This window comes from Streptomyces sp. P17, from assembly GCF_032436805.1.
Lineage (GTDB): Bacteria > Actinomycetota > Actinomycetes > Streptomycetales > Streptomycetaceae > Streptomyces.
The window spans coordinates 1-13,606 of sequence record NZ_JAVRBF010000002.1; the positions used below are offsets into that span (position 1 = coordinate 1).

Sequence of the window (13,606 nt, forward strand, 5' to 3'; positions counted from 1 at the left end):
GCACGAAGACTCCGGCCGCACGGCGGACCCGGGAACCCGAGACCCCGGCGGCGCGGACGACTCCGCCACCAGGGCAGGCGTAACAGACCCGGACTCCGGTGGCGCTGAGGGTTCGGGGGCGTCGGGGGACTTCGGGGACGCGGAAGGCACGGCCATATGCGGACCGTAGGACTCCGATGGTTGGCGAACCGTTCCGGCGTCGGCAGCTTCCTACGATCGGGGGACCTCCCCCGAGGTCTCAGGCCTCCGGCACCCCCGCGCCCTCCATGATCCCGCTCACCTCGGTGCCCCGCGGGGTCAGCAGGAACACATTGCGGTCGACGCGGTGCATGCCGCTCGACAGCCCGAAGACGACGCCCGTGCTGAAGTCGAGGACGCGCTTGGCGACCTCGGTCTCCGCGCCGGTCAGGTCGAGCAGGACCGGGATGCCGGCCATGAGGGTCTCGGCGACTTCCCGGGCGTCGCCGAAGACGTTGACCCGCAGGACGACGAAGCGGCGGCGCGGCTCCGTCTCCGCCTCCGGGAGCGAGCGGTGGTCCACCGCCGACGGCCATGCGTCCCGGCCGCGCAGGGGTACCACCTGGGCGAGCCCTTCCCACTGTTCATCGGTGACGTCGTAGCGGTTCACCGGCTCCCCCCGAACTGACTGGTACTCAATGCCTGCACCAGCCAATTCTTACGCCAAGTCACCCGTTCGGCCCAACACCGACACGGACCGCGCGGGGGAAGCTCAGGCGTCCTTGCGGGTGAACCGGAGCGTGGCGGTGACCGTGGCCACGCCGCGCATCATGCCGAGCTGGTTCCAGGTCATGCCGAACTGCCCGCGGTCCACGGTGAATTCGGCCTCCAGGGTGACGGACGTCGCGTCCGTGCCGACCAGCCGGGCGGTGACGGTCTGCGGCCTGCTGACGCCGCGGACGGTGAGCTGACCGTCGACCTGCACGGTGTCACCGCCGCGCAGTTCGGCACCGCGCACCGCGAAGGTGAGTTCGGGGTGGTTGGCGGCGTCGAGGAAGTCGGTGGAGCGCAGGTGCTCGTCGCGCTTGGCGTTCTTGGTGTCCAGGGAGGACGCGTCCAGGGTGACGGTGCCGACGGCGGATCCGTCGGGCCGTACCTCGCCCTGGCCGGCGACGCCCGAGAAGGCGCCCTTCACGGTGACCAGACCCCACATCGTCCGGTGCTTGAGGGCCACGGTGGTGGCGGCGGGGTCGAGCTGCCACAGGCCGGTCTCCACGGCGACGGTCATGGTCGTTCTCCTGTCGATGAGCGTTCGAGGGGGCAATCCGGTGTATTTCAAATTTGGATGACCTCACGCTAGCCGACGATCCAAATTTGAACAATCCTCTGGTCCAAAATTGGACGACAGGTAGACTCGATGTCATGGCCGACCCGCAGGAGACCCCCACCGACCAGCTCGGATGCCCCGCCGCATCCGGCGACAGCCTGCTCCCGGCCGAGCTGCGCTCCTGGATGCGGATGCTGGCCGCGACGGCGGCCGTGGAGCAGCGGCTGCGTTCCGTGGTCAAGGAGACGCTCGATGTCTCCCACGACGAGTTCCTGATCCTGTGCCTGCTGGCCGAGCAGCCCCGCGAGGGCCTGCGGATGAGCCGGATCGCGGAGCTGCTGGGCCGCCCCAAGACCCGGCTGACGTATCAGATCGCCTGCCTCCAGCACGCCGGGCTCGTCTCCCGTCAGCCGGTCTGCGGCGACAAGCGCGGGGTCGAGGTCACCCTCACCACCAAGGCCCGCGACCTGCTGACGCAGGCTTCGGGGCCGCTCGCCGGGACGGTCACCGAGGCCCTCGCCCAGATCTTCGGACCCGCCGAGCGCGAGGCGATGTGCGGGTTGCTGCCCGGTCTCACCGAGGACTGAGCCCCGGGTTGCCCGGAGCCGCCGCGGGGTACCCGGCTTGCCGTTCCCAGGGGCGGTGACGAGGAGGGCTTCATGGTGACGGCGGATCTGCCGGGTCCCGTCGTACGGCGGCCGGGGATGCCGTCGGTCGACCCGGGGGCGCTGGAGGCGGCGCTGCGGGCGCGGGTCGACGGGGAGGTGCGGTTCGACGCGGGGAGCAGGGCGGCGTACGCGACCGACGCCTCCAACTTCCGGCAGACTCCGATCGGGGTGGTCCTGCCGCGGGACCCGGAGGCGGCCGTCACGGCGGTCGCCGTCGCGCGGGAGCACGGTGCGCCCGTGCTGTCCCGGGGCGGGGGGACGAGTCTGGCGGGGCAGTGCACGAACACCGCTGTCGTCCTGGACTGGTCGAAGTACTGCCACCGGGTGGAGTCCGTCGACACCGAGCGGCGGACCTGTGTCGTGCAGCCCGGCATCGTGCTGGACGAGCTCAACCAGCAGCTCGCCCCGACCGGGCTGCGCTTCGGGCCCGAGCCCGCGACCCACGCCAACTGCACCATCGGCGGCATGATCGGCAACAACTCCTGCGGCGCCACCGCGCAGGCGCACGGCAAGGTGGTCGACAACATCGCCCGTCTGGAGGTGCTGCTCTACGACGGCACCCGGTTCTGGTGCGGGCCCACCGATGACGAGGAGTACGCCGAGATCGAGCGGCACGGGGATCTGCGGGCCGCCGTGTACCGCCGGCTGCGGGCCCTGCGCGACACCTACGCCGACGAGATCCGCCGCCGCTACCCCGGCATCCCGCGCCGGGTATCCGGCTACAACCTCGACTCGCTGCTGCCCGAGCACGGTTTCGACGTCGCCGGGCTGCTGGTGGGCAGTGAGTCGACGCTGGTGACGGTGGTGCGGGCGGAGCTGAAGCTGGTGCCGGTGGTGAGGGAACGCGCGCTGGTGGTGCTGGGGTTCGACGACATCGCCCTGGCCGCGGACGCGGTGCCGGACATCCTGCCGTACGCGCCGATCGCCCTGGAGGGGGTCGACTCACGGCTGGTGCACGACGAGCGGCTCAAGCACCTCAACCCCGAGGCCATCGACCAACTGCCCGCGGGACGCGCCTACTTGATGGTGCAGTTCGGCGCCGACACCCTCGACGAGGCGGACGAGCGGGCGCACCGGATGCTGGACGCGCTCGACGAGTCCGAGCACGATCCGCAGGTCGCCCATCTCGACGACCCCGCGCACGAGGAGCAGTTGTGGCAGGTCCGGGAGGCCGGGCTCGGTGCCACCGCGCATGTGCCGGACCGGCCGGACACCTTCGAGGGGTGGGAGGACTCGGCGGTGCCGCCGGATCGCCTCGGCGACTATCTGCGCCGGCTGCGGGAGCTGTTCGATGAGTTCGGGTATCTGAGCGACACCGGGCCCGCGCTGTACGGCCACTTCGGGCAAGGGTGCGTGCACACGCGGATCCCCTTCGATCTGTACAGCGCCGAAGGGGTCGCCGCGTACCGGCGGTTCATGGAGCGGGCGGCCGATCTGGTGGTGGAGTTCGGCGGGTCGTTCTCCGGGGAGCACGGGGACGGGCAGAGCCGGGGGGAGCTGTTGCCGCGGATGTTCGGCCCGGAACTCGTCGAGGCTTTCGGGCAGTTGAAGGCGGTGTTCGATCCGTCGGACCGGATGAACCCGGGGAAGGTGGTGGCGCCGTACCGGCTGGACGAGAAGCTGCGCCTCGGCGGGGACTGGAAGCCGCGGGATCCTCGCGGGCTGCATTTCCGGTTCCCGGACGACGGCGGGTCCTTCGCCGAGGCCGCGAACCGGTGTGTGGGCGTGGGCAAGTGCCGGCAGCTGACCACCGAGGGCGGGTCCGTGATGTGTCCCTCGTACCAGGTGACGCGGGAGGAGGAGCACTCCACGCGCGGGCGGGCGCGGCTGCTGTTCGAGATGCTCGACGGGCACGGGGACAGCCCGATCCGGGACGGCTGGCGGTCCGGTGCCGTGCGGGAGGCGCTCGATCTGTGCCTGGCCTGCAAGGGGTGCAAGTCCGACTGTCCGGCGGATGTGGACATGGCCACGTACAAGGCGGAGTTCCTGGCGCACCACTACGCGCGGCGGCCATGGCGCAGGCCGCGCTCCGACTGGTCGATGGGGTGGCTGCCGGTGGTGGCGCAGACGGTGGGCCGGGCGCGGCTGGCGCGGCTGGCCAACGCCGTCACCCACACCCCGCCGCTGTCCCGCGCGGCGCGCGCCGTGGCCGGGGTGGAGGACCGGGAGATGCCGCTGTTCGCCGGGCGGTCGCTGCAGCGGTGGTTCGCCGGGCATCGGCCGTACGGCGGCGGGGAGCGCGGGGTGGTGCTGCTGTGGCCGGACACGTTCACGAACTTCTTCCATCCCCGGGTGGGTCGGGCGGCGGTCGAGGTGCTGGAGCGGGCGGGCTGGCGGGTGGAGCTGCCGTCGGGGCCGCTGTGCTGCGGCCTGACCTGGATCTCGACGGGGCAGCTCGGGATGGCGGAGCGGGTCCTGGCCAGGACCGTACGGCGGCTGTCCGGGCATCTGCGGGAGGGCGGTCTGGTGGTGGGCCTCGAACCCAGCTGTACGGCGGTGTTCCGCTCGGACGCGGGCGAGCTGCTCCCCGGCGACCGGGACGTACGGCGGCTGGGGCGGCAGACGGTGACGCTGGCGGAGCTGCTGACGGAGCACTCGCCCGGGTACACACCGCCCAGGGTCCGGGCCGAGCGGGCGCTGGCGCAGGTGCACTGCCATCAGCACGCGGTACTGGGCTGGGACGCCGACCGCGAGCTGCTGCGGCAGGCCGGCGTCGAGGTGGAGCGGCTGGAGTCCGGGTGCTGCGGTCTCGCGGGCAACTTCGGCTTCGAACGCGGGCACTTGGACGTCAGCCGGGCATGCGCGGAACGCGTCCTGCTGCCACGGCTCCGGGAGGAGCCCCCGGAGACGGCGGTACTGGCGGACGGGTTCAGCTGCCGGACGCAGATCCATGAGCTGGACTCGGGTGGGCATGAGGCGATGCACCTCGCGGAACTGCTGGCGCGTGCCGGGACGGCCCCGTAGGCCGGGGAACCGTCCCGGGGTCTCGCCCCCGCAGCCCCTACCCGCCCCATCCCTGGAGGCTGCCGCCCCAGACCCCCGCTTCGGCCCTGAAGCGGCCTCGCCCTCAAACGCCGGACGGGCTGGAAGACAGCCTCGGTCACGCGTGACAGGTAGGCAGGCTGCCGCCGTTGTACGTGATCATCTCGCCGAACGCCTCCGCCACGTCCACCGTGCGGCAAGAGGCGATGGCCTCGCGTTCGTCGAGTTCGGCGTAGGCGCGGTGGAGGTTGCCCACGATGCGTTCGAACTCCGTCAGATGGCCGAAGGCACCCTTGCCCGCTGCCTCCGCCGCCACCAGCGGGGTCAGGCGCTGGGCCCGTCCCTCCGCCGCGACCCGCTGGATCCAGCGCAGGTACTCCTCCGTCTCGTCCAGCACCTCCGGACCGCGGACCGGGCCGTGGCCGCAGACCACCGTGCGGGGCCGCAGCGCGCGCAGGCGGGCGAGGGCGGCCAGGGAGCCCGAGACCGAGCCCATCAGGACGAACGGGGAGCTGCCCGCCATCGCGATGTCCCCGGCGAACAGGACCCGGTCCTCGGGGAGCCAGGCCACCACGTCGTCGTTCGTATGGGCCGGGCCCGGGTGCAGCAGACGGATCTCGCGGTCGCCCTGGTAGAGGCTCAGCTCGTCCGTGAAGGTGAGGTCCGGCAGACGGACCGTCAGCTCCCCCCACGCCACGTCCGGCCAGACGCCCGTGAGGGCCAGGCCGTTGCGGGCCATCTCCGCCCGGGTGCGGGCGTGCGCCACCACGGTCGCGCCCTCGAACGCGCCGTTGCCGTGAGTGTGGTCGCCGTGGTGGTGGGTGTTGACCAGGACCCGGACCGGACCCCGGCCAAGCCCCTGCACGGCCTCCCGCAGCGCCGCCGCCCGCGCCGCGGTGGCCGCCGTGTCGACGAGGACCAGGCCCTCGGGACCGACGACCACACCCGCGTTGCTCAGACACCAGCCCCCGTCGGGCTGGAGGTGGGCATAGACCCCGTCGGCCACCTCGGTGAGCTCGGTCCGCACCTTCGTGGAAGGTCCGCTCATGACACGTCCGCCCAGTCCGGGTACCCGGGCGCCGCCCAACTCGTCCCTCCTCCGGCCTGCGTCCAGGCCACCGCCGGCGGCTGGACCGGCAGCCCTTCCACCTCCGCCGACTCCGCCCGGCGCCCTGACATCGCCAGCAACACCGTGAGCAGGGCCGACAGTTCCTCAGGTGTCGGTTCGCCTCGTAGCACTCGGATCACCCCGTCCTCGCTCACTGCGGCTGGTTCCCGTGCTTGCGGGACGGCCGGTCGGCGTGCTTGCGGCGCAGGGTGCGCAGGGCGTCGATCAGCCGGGCCCGGGTCTCCGCCGGGTCGATGACGTCGTCCACCAGGCCGCGCTCGGCCGCGTAGTAGGGGTGCATCAGCTCCGAGCGGTACTCCTTCACCAACTGCTCGCGCGTCGCCTGCGGGTCGTCCGACGCGGCTATCTCGCGCCGGAAGACGACGTTCGCCGCGCCCTCCGCGCCCATCACCGCGATCTCGTTGACCGGCCAGGCGAAGGAGACGTCACAGCCGATGGAGCGGGAGTCCATGACGATGTACGCGCCGCCGTACGCCTTGCGCATGATCAGCTGGACCCGCGGGACGGTGGCGTCGCAGTACGCGTACAGCAGCTTCGCGCCGTGCCGGATGATGCCGCCGTGCTCCTGGTCGACGCCGGGCAGGAACCCGGGCACGTCCACCAGCGTGACCAGCGGGATGTTGAAGGAGTCGCAGAACCGCACGAACCGCGCCGCCTTCTCGGAGGCCTGGATGTCGAGCGCGCCGGCCTGCACCATCGGCTGGTTGGCGATGATGCCGGTGACGTCGCCGCCCATCCGCACCAGGGTGCAGACCACGTTGCGCGCCCAGTTCTCGTGGACCTCGAAGAGGAAGCCGTCGTCGACGATCTCCTCGATGACGTCCCGGACGTCGTAGGAGGAGCGCGGGTCGGCGGGCACCATGTCCAGCAGCGCCTCGGTGCGCCGGTCGGCCGGGTCGGACTCGGCGACGGACGGGGCGAGTTCGCGGTTGTTGGCGGGCAGCAGGGAGAGCAGGAAGCGGACGTTCTCCAGGCACTCCTCCTCGTCGTCGAAGACCGCGTGGGCCACGCCGGAGGCGGTGGAGTGCGGGTCGGCGCCGCCGAGCCCGTCCATGGTGATCTCCTCGCCGGTCACCGCCTGGACGACGTCGGGTCCGGTGATGAACATCTGCGAGGTGCCGCGCACCATGAACACGAAGTCGGTGAGCGCCGGCGAGTAGGCCGCGCCGCCCGCGCACGGGCCCATGATGACGCTGATCTGCGGGATGACCCCGGAGTTGCGCACATTGCGGGAGAAGATGCCGCCGTACCCGGCGAGCGCGGTGACGCCCTCCTGGATCCGGGCGCCGGCTCCGTCGCACAGCCCGATCACCGGGGCCCCGGCCGCCGTGGCCAGATCCATCAGCTTGTGGATCTTCTGGGCGTGCGCCTCACCGAGGGCGCCGCCGAAGATACGGAAGTCATGGGCGTACACGAAGGCGGTACGGCCGTTGACCCTGCCCCAGCCGGTGATCACGCCGTCGGTGTGCGGGCGGCGGGCCTCCAGGCCGAAGCCGGTCGCGCGGTGCCGGCGCAGGCCCTCGGTCTCGGTGAAGGTGCCCTTGTCGAAGAGCAGGTCGATCCGTTCGCGTGCGGTCAGCTTCCCCTTGGCGTGCTGTGCCTGGGTGGCCTTCTCCGAGGGACCGCGGTGCACCGACTCGCGCAGTTCGTGGAGTTCGGCCGTCCGTTCCCGGAGTGGAGGTGGAAAGCGGTCCATTGACGCTCCTCACAGGTCGTCAAGAGGCTTGTTCAGCCCGTTCTCGGAACGCGTGGGCGACAGAGTGCGTCGCGGAGCTGGAGGGCTGGTGGAGTGGGGCTTAAGAACCCGCGTCCCGCGCACCGGTCGCCGCTGCGCGTACCTGGAGGGCGGAGCGTGACAGGGGGTGCTCACTCGGCCGTCGAGCCGCACTCGACCATCGCGGCAGACCATGCGGGCGTCCGCGTGGGCAGCGAGGGGAAGGGGTGCCATGACGTACTCGTCCGGCGAAGTGCACGGCAGGATCAGCCAGTTCTACGCCCGTCAGATGCGGCTGCTCGACGAGGGCGCCGTCGAGGAGTGGGCGGACACCTTCACCGAGGACGCCGTCTTCGAGGAGCCGTCGCTGCCCGAGCCGCTGAAGGGACGCCCGGTCCTGGTCGAGGCGGCCCGGCGCCGGGTCGGCGCGCTGGCCGCGCAGGGGCGGGTCCGGCGGCACTGGCTCGGCATGCTGGAGGTCTCCGAGGGCGCCGAGCCCGGCGTACTCCACACCCGTTACTACGCGTTGGCGCTGTCGACCGCCGCCGGTGAGGGCGTGCCGTCGTTCCACTCCAGCACGGTCGCCGAGGACCTTCTGGAGCCGTACGGGGAGGCGTTCCTGGTTCGGCACCGGTCGGTGCGCCATGACTGAGGCGCGGGCCGGGGCGCCGGTCGCCCTGGTGACGGGGTCCACCTCGGGGATCGGGGCGGCGGTGGCCCGGCGGCTCGCGGCCGAGGGCATGCGGGTGGTCGTGAATTCCGCGCGCAGCCCTCAGGCCGGCAAGGAGCTCGCGGCCGAGCTGCCCGACGCGATGTACGTCGCCGCCGACATCGCGGTGCGCGAGGAGGCCGAGGCGCTGGTCGCGGCGGCCGTCGAGCGGTACGGCCGGCTGGATGTGCTCGTCAACTCCGCCGGGGTCACCCGGATCGTGCCGCACCAGGACTTCGAGGGCGCGAGCGCCGAGGTGTGGCGGGAGATCCTCGACGTCAACGTCATCGGCACCTGGCAGATGTGCGTGGCCGCGATGCCGCATCTGCGGGCGAGCGGCGACGGGTGCGTGGTCAATGTGTCGTCGGTGGCGGGCGTACGGCCGGCCGGGAGCTCCATCCCGTACGCCGTGAGCAAGGCCGCCCTGAACCATATGACCCGGCTGCTGGCGGCGGTGACCGGTCCCGAGGTCCGGGTGAACGCGGTGGCGCCCGGTCTGACGGACACCGCCTGGACGGCGTCCTTCGAGGAGCCCCGCCGCTGGATGCGCGAGCAGTCGCCGCTGCGGCGGGTGGGGACGCCGGAGGAGGTGGCGGAGGCGGTGCTGGGGATGATCCGGTCCCGGTGGACGACCGGAGAGGTGCTGCTGACGGACGGCGGAACGCACCTGCGCTGACCGCACCCCCTCTCGGGGGGCGCGGTCAGCGCCGCGTAGCTAGGGGTGTTTTGAAAGTCCCGCAGAGCACCCCCGGCGCCCGGCACGCACCCTCGCCGCACCGGCCAAAGACCCAAGTACGTCCAGTACGAGGGCCTTCGTCCGGCACGCCGAGGGCACGCACCGAACACCGCGGGCACCGCACAGGACTTTCAAAACACCCCCTAGGACCGGCGTGTCTCCGTGAACTCCTTCGCCCTGCGCAGGGTCGCCCTGCTGTTCGCCCCCAGCGCGTCCCGCACCGCCTCCCGGACCTTCGGGTCCGCGAGGATCACGCTGTGCCGGGACGTCGCCCGTGTGGTGCCGTCGGGCAGCGGGGCCAGCCGCCACTCCCCCGTGTGGGCCACCAGGACGGTGGGAGTACGGATCTGCTTGTACGCGATGCTGCCGGCCTCGGGCCTGCACACCCGTACCGACTCGCTCTGGTGCAGCGTTCCGTCGGGGCTGCGGGTGTCCATCACCATCCGCTGAATGCCCGGGGTCCGCTCCGTGAGGTCCAGCGAGGCCACGTGCGGCAGGCGTTCGGGCCAGCGGTCGGCGGCGTACAGGAAGTCGTACACCGCCTGCGGCGGCGCCTCGATGCGCAGGCTGTCCTCGAAGGTGTAGGGCGTCCTGGGGTTCTCGGCGGCGATCCGCATCCCGGCCAGTTCGGCCGGGCTGTTCTGGTGGAGGGCGTGCAGCACGAAGTGCTCGTCGCTGAACGCCTCGAACTCGTGGTGGAGTTCGAGGAGGGTCTCACCGCCGCCGATGTCCTTGGCCAGCCAGCGTCCGCTCATCGACGTCAGCGGCGCGGCCGGTTCCTCCTGGCGGAAGTCGACGGTCAGCGCGTGCGGGTCGAGAACCCGTTCGGAGGTCCAGCTGCGGATCTCCGAGCCCGCGAACGCCCAGATGCGGATGCGCTCCCGGCCCTCCGTGCGCGGCCCGCCCTCGACGTACTCGGTGTGGATGTTCGGCTCGAACATCAGCGGCCAGACGGTCACATCGGCAATGAGCGCGTGCACGGCCTCCGGAGCCGCCGCGATCCGGGTGGTGTGGACGGTGTTCGGCATGTGCCGGTCCCCTCGGTGTCGGTCAGTAACTTCCCAGGCCGCCGCAGACGTTGATCGCCTGGGCCGTGATGGCCGCGGCGTGGTCGTGGACCAGGTGGCCGACCATTGCGGCGACCTCCTCCGGGGCGGTGTACCGGCCCAGCGGGATCTTGGCGTTGAAGCGTTCGAGCACCTCGTCGGTGGTGGTGCCCCAGGCGTCGGCGTAGCCCTGGCGGACCCGTTCGGCCATCGGGGTCTCCACATAGCCGGGGCACACCGCGTTGACGGTGACGCCGGTCGCGGCGAGTTCCAGGCCGAGGGCCTTGGTGAAGCCGACCACCGCGTGCTTGGAGGCGGAGTAGGGGGCGCCGAGGACGACGCCCTGTTTCCCGGCGGTGGAGGCGATGTTGACGATCCGCCCCCAGCCGCGGCCGACGGCGCCGCCCTGGCGGAGCATCTCCCGGGTGATGCGGAAGACGCTGTTGAGGTTGGTCTCGATGATGTCGAGCCAGAGCTCGTCGGTGAGCTCGGCGGTGACTCCGCCACCGCTGCGCCCCGCGTTGTTGACGAGGACGTCGAGGCGGCCGTGGCAGGCGACGGCGGCCTCGACGAGTTCGCCCGCCGCCTTCGGATCGCGTACGTCGACGGCGAGGCCGTCCGCCTTCACACCCTTGGCGCGCAGCGCGGCCACCGTCTCGGCGACCGCGTCGGCACCGCGGGCGCAGACGAACAGGTCGAAGTCCTCGTCGGCGAGCCGTTCGGCGACGGCCCGTCCGATGCCGCTGGTCGCGCCGGTCACCAGCGCGGTACGGCCGGGGCCCTTGCGGCCTTTGGGCTCGCCGCTCTCCAAGGCACCGGCCCAGGCGCCGGGTACGGCCTTCTGGATCGTCATCTCACCACCACCGCCGCCGAGTTGAATCCACCATGTCCACGCGCCAGCACCAGCGCGGCGCGCAGGTCGACCGGGCGCGGGGCGCCGGTGACCAGGTCGAGATGCCAGCCGTCCTTGGGCCGGTCCACATGCGCCGCGGGCGGCAGCACCCCGTCCCGCAGCGCCAGCAGGGCCGCCACCAGGTCGAGCGTGGAGCCGCCGGCGCCGATCCGTCCGGTCATCGTCTTCGGTACGGCGACCGGGACGCCGTACGGCCCGAAGAGGTCGCCGATCACCTCGGCCTCGGCCGCGTCCAGCGCGGGCACCCCGGAGGCGTCGGCGAAGACGGCGTCGATGTCGTCGGGGGTCAGTGAGGCGTCGGCGAGGGCGAGCCGGGCCGCGAGGGCGAGGTTGCCGGGCCCGGTCGGCGGGTCGAAGGCGGCGGCGTACCCGGCGACCTCGCCGAGGACCTCCGCGCCCCGCTCCTCGGCGGCCGAACGTTCCTCCAGTACGACATAGGCGGCGCCCTCGCCGGGGACGTAGCCGGAGGCCTCGGGATGGAAGGGCAGGTAGGCGCGGGCCGGGTGGCTGTGCGGGCTGACCTGCCCGGTGGCGAGGTGGCCCGCCCAGCCCAGCGGGCAGAGCCCCGCGTCGGAGCCGCCGGCGAGCAGCACCCGGGTGCCGTCGCCGAGCCGGCGCCGGGCCTGGCCCACCGCGTCGAGTCCCCCGCACTGTTCGGTGACGAGGGTGCCGCTGGCGCCGCGCAGTCCGTGCCGGATGGAGACCTGGCCGGTGCACGCGGCGTAGAACCAGGCGAAGGACTGGTAGGCGCTGACACTGTCGCTGCCGGTGCGCCACAGGGCGCCCATCTCGTGCTGCCCGAACTCGTAGCCGCCGGCCGAGCTGGCGGTGAACACCCCGGTGCCGTACTCCTCCAGCTGGGCGGGGTCGACGGCGGCGTCGTCCAGGGCCTCGGCGGCGGCCGCCAGCGCGAGCCGGGTGAAGCGGGCGGTCTGCGGCAACAGCCTGCTGGGCACGTGCTGTTCGGCCACGAAGGAGGTGACCTCACCGGCGACCGGGGTACGGTTGACGGGGGCGTCGCGGGCGGGGCGCAGCGCGCTGACGCCGCGCAGGGTGGCCTGCCACCAGGCGCGGGTGCCGACGCCGTTGGGGGCGACGACACCGAGTCCGGTGACGGCCGCGCGCACCCGGGGGGCCGGGGCGGCGGAGGGGTCGGGGGTCATTCGGGCTTCCTCAGGACGAGGGCGCTCTGCAGGCCCCCGAAGCCACTGCCCACGCTGAGTACCGTGTTGAGGGGCTGAGCCCGCGCGGTCAAGGGTACGTAGTCGAGATCGCATTCCGGGTCCGGGGTGTGAAGGTTCGCGGTCGGCGGGATGGCGCCGTGCTCCAGGGCCAGGGCGCAGGCGGCCGCCTCCAGGGAACCGATGGCGCCCAGCGAGTGGCCGATCACCGACTTGATGGAGCTGACCGGCACGTCGTAGGCGTGTGAACCGAGGCTCAGCTTGAGCGCGTTGGTCTCGTGGACGTCGTTCTGCCGGGTCCCGGAGCCGTGCGCGTTGACGTAGTCGACGGCGTCGGCGGGCAGTCGGGCCTCGTCCAGGGCGGCGCCGACGGCGGCGGCGAGCTCGGTGCCGTCGGGACGCAGTCCGGTCATGTGGTAGGCGTTGCCGCGGGTGGCGAACCCGGCGATCTCGGCGTAGACATGCGCGCCGCGGCGGCGGGCGTGCTCCTTCTCCTCCAGGACGAGGATGGCGCCGCCCTCACCGAGCACGAACCCGTCGCGGGTGAGGTCGAAGGGGCGGCAGGCCTCGGAGGGGTCGTCGCCCTGGTAGGGGGTGGTGGCCTTGATGGCGTCGAAGGAGGCCGCGGTGATGGCGCACACGGGCGCCTCGGCCGCCCCGGCGAGCATCACGTCGGCGGCCCCCTCCGCGATGATCCCGGCGGCGTGGCCGAGGGCGTCCAGGCCCGAGGTGCAGCCGGTGGAGACCAGCGCGACCGGACCCTGGGCGGCGACGGTCCAGGCGACCTCGCGGGCGAGCGCACTCGGCACCATGTAGTCGTAGAGCTGCGGTACGGCGTAGGTGGTGTCGGTGCGCCAGTCGCGGCCCTCGTCGCTGAGCAGCGGGTAGGCCTGGTCCAGGCTGGTGGCGGCGCCGACCGCGCTGCCGATGCTGACACCGGTGCGCAGCGGGTCGAGGCCGCCGAGCGCGAGGCCGCTGTCGGCGACCGCTTCCCAGGCGCTGACCACGGCGAACTGCGCGGAACGGTCCATACGGTGGATCTCCCGGACGCCGAGGCCGGCGGCCGCGGGGTCGAAGTCGACCTCGGCGGCGACCCGGGAGCGGTAGGTGGAGGCGTCGAAGAAGCTGATGTGCCGGGTCGCGGCCCGGCCGCCGGTGAGCAGCGCCCAGTAGTCCTTGGTGCCGATCCCACCGGGGGCGACCACACCCAGCCCTGTGATCACTGCGCGTCGGGTCATGCGGG

General features: G+C 72.5%; 13 protein-coding genes. 4 read left to right on the plus strand and 9 right to left on the minus strand.

Annotated elements, in window-relative coordinates; genetic code table 11:
* Window positions 1-238: 238 nt before the first annotated feature.
* Window positions 239-628, minus strand: coding sequence for a cell division protein SepF (locus RMT89_RS01255; RefSeq protein WP_315882008.1), 390 nt, complete (start codon window positions 626-628; stop codon window positions 239-241).
* A gap of 102 nt (window positions 629-730) precedes the next feature.
* Window positions 731-1,246 (minus strand): YceI family protein, encoded by a 516-nt coding sequence (locus tag RMT89_RS01260; protein ID WP_315882009.1) that lies wholly within the window; start codon window positions 1,244-1,246, stop codon window positions 731-733.
* 134 nt (window positions 1,247-1,380) lie between these two features.
* Here RMT89_RS01260 and RMT89_RS01265 point away from each other — a divergent pair, with 134 nt between their 5' ends.
* Window positions 1,381-1,872 carry a MarR family transcriptional regulator gene (locus RMT89_RS01265; protein ID WP_315882010.1) on the plus strand — a complete coding sequence of 164 codons (492 nt, stop codon included), beginning with the start codon at window positions 1,381-1,383 and terminating at the stop codon, window positions 1,870-1,872.
* Between the two features lie 72 nt (window positions 1,873-1,944).
* Window positions 1,945-4,917, plus strand: coding sequence for an FAD-binding and (Fe-S)-binding domain-containing protein (locus RMT89_RS01270; RefSeq protein ID WP_315882011.1), 2,973 nt, complete (start codon window positions 1,945-1,947; stop codon window positions 4,915-4,917).
* A 136-nt stretch (window positions 4,918-5,053) separates the two neighbouring features.
* On the opposite strand, the gene RMT89_RS01275 is transcribed toward RMT89_RS01270, so the two are convergent.
* From RMT89_RS01275 to RMT89_RS01285, 3 genes are read right to left on the minus strand one after another with little or no spacing between them, the layout of a single operon-like run.
* A complete protein-coding gene (locus RMT89_RS01275) occupies window positions 5,054-5,983 on the minus strand; it encodes an MBL fold metallo-hydrolase (RefSeq protein WP_315882012.1) in 930 nt (309 codons plus the stop codon).
* On the minus strand, window positions 5,980-6,198 hold the full coding sequence (locus tag RMT89_RS01280; protein ID WP_315882013.1) for an acyl-CoA carboxylase subunit epsilon: 219 nt from the start codon (window positions 6,196-6,198) through the stop codon (window positions 5,980-5,982). Before RMT89_RS01280 ends, RMT89_RS01275 begins: the two co-directional genes overlap by 4 nt.
* Window positions 6,195-7,760 (minus strand): acyl-CoA carboxylase subunit beta, encoded by a 1,566-nt coding sequence (locus RMT89_RS01285; RefSeq protein WP_315882014.1) that lies wholly within the window; start codon window positions 7,758-7,760, stop codon window positions 6,195-6,197. Before RMT89_RS01285 ends, RMT89_RS01280 begins: the two co-directional genes overlap by 4 nt.
* Window positions 7,761-8,010: 250 nt before the next feature.
* On the opposite strand from RMT89_RS01285, the gene RMT89_RS01290 reads away from it, so the two are divergent.
* Window positions 8,011-8,430: a nuclear transport factor 2 family protein gene (locus RMT89_RS01290; protein WP_315882015.1), complete on the plus strand. Its 420-nt coding sequence runs from the start codon at window positions 8,011-8,013 to the stop codon at window positions 8,428-8,430.
* Window positions 8,423-9,163 carry an SDR family oxidoreductase gene (locus tag RMT89_RS01295; RefSeq protein WP_315882016.1) on the plus strand — a complete coding sequence of 247 codons (741 nt, stop codon included), beginning with the start codon at window positions 8,423-8,425 and terminating at the stop codon, window positions 9,161-9,163. Before RMT89_RS01290 ends, RMT89_RS01295 begins: the two co-directional genes overlap by 8 nt.
* A gap of 203 nt (window positions 9,164-9,366) precedes the next feature.
* Here the strand turns inward: RMT89_RS01295 and RMT89_RS01300 are convergent, their stop codons facing one another.
* From RMT89_RS01300 to RMT89_RS01315, 4 genes are read right to left on the minus strand one after another with little or no spacing between them, the layout of a single operon-like run.
* Complete coding sequence (locus RMT89_RS01300) at window positions 9,367-10,251, minus strand: aromatase/cyclase (protein ID WP_315882017.1); 885 nt, start codon at window positions 10,249-10,251, stop codon at window positions 9,367-9,369.
* 22 nt (window positions 10,252-10,273) lie between these two features.
* Window positions 10,274-11,122 carry an SDR family NAD(P)-dependent oxidoreductase gene (locus tag RMT89_RS01305; RefSeq protein ID WP_315882018.1) on the minus strand — a complete coding sequence of 283 codons (849 nt, stop codon included), beginning with the start codon at window positions 11,120-11,122 and terminating at the stop codon, window positions 10,274-10,276.
* Complete coding sequence (locus tag RMT89_RS01310) at window positions 11,119-12,345, minus strand: beta-ketoacyl synthase N-terminal-like domain-containing protein (RefSeq protein WP_315882019.1); 1,227 nt, start codon at window positions 12,343-12,345, stop codon at window positions 11,119-11,121. The genes RMT89_RS01305 and RMT89_RS01310 overlap by 4 nt, the downstream gene beginning before the upstream one ends.
* Window positions 12,342-13,601, minus strand: a complete 1,260-nt coding sequence (locus tag RMT89_RS01315; protein ID WP_315882020.1) for a beta-ketoacyl-[acyl-carrier-protein] synthase family protein — start codon at window positions 13,599-13,601, stop codon at window positions 12,342-12,344. The genes RMT89_RS01310 and RMT89_RS01315 overlap by 4 nt, the downstream gene beginning before the upstream one ends.
* Window positions 13,602-13,606 lie beyond the last annotated feature (5 nt).

What these genes read in the sequence shown, in the direction of transcription:
- RMT89_RS01295 (WP_315882016.1), top strand. Translation starts at nt 8,423, where the DNA reads ATGACTGAGGCGCGGGCCGGGGCGCCGGTCGCCCTGGTGACGGGGTCC.
- RMT89_RS01290 (WP_315882015.1), top strand. Translation starts at nt 8,011, where the DNA reads ATGACGTACTCGTCCGGCGAAGTGCACGGCAGGATCAGCCAGTTCTAC.
- RMT89_RS01265 (WP_315882010.1), top strand. Translation starts at nt 1,381, where the DNA reads ATGGCCGACCCGCAGGAGACCCCCACCGACCAGCTCGGATGCCCCGCC.
- RMT89_RS01285 (WP_315882014.1), bottom strand. Translation starts at nt 7,760, where the DNA reads ATGGACCGCTTTCCACCTCCACTCCGGGAACGGACGGCCGAACTCCAC.
- RMT89_RS01310 (WP_315882019.1), bottom strand. Translation starts at nt 12,345, where the DNA reads ATGACCCCCGACCCCTCCGCCGCCCCGGCCCCCCGGGTGCGCGCGGCC.
- RMT89_RS01305 (WP_315882018.1), bottom strand. Translation starts at nt 11,122, where the DNA reads ATGACGATCCAGAAGGCCGTACCCGGCGCCTGGGCCGGTGCCTTGGAG.
- RMT89_RS01315 (WP_315882020.1), bottom strand. Translation starts at nt 13,601, where the DNA reads ATGACCCGACGCGCAGTGATCACAGGGCTGGGTGTGGTCGCCCCCGGT.
- RMT89_RS01300 (WP_315882017.1), bottom strand. Translation starts at nt 10,251, where the DNA reads ATGCCGAACACCGTCCACACCACCCGGATCGCGGCGGCTCCGGAGGCC.
- RMT89_RS01270 (WP_315882011.1), top strand. Translation starts at nt 1,945, where the DNA reads ATGGTGACGGCGGATCTGCCGGGTCCCGTCGTACGGCGGCCGGGGATG.
- RMT89_RS01275 (WP_315882012.1), bottom strand. Translation starts at nt 5,983, where the DNA reads ATGAGCGGACCTTCCACGAAGGTGCGGACCGAGCTCACCGAGGTGGCC.
- RMT89_RS01260 (WP_315882009.1), bottom strand. Translation starts at nt 1,246, where the DNA reads ATGACCGTCGCCGTGGAGACCGGCCTGTGGCAGCTCGACCCCGCCGCC.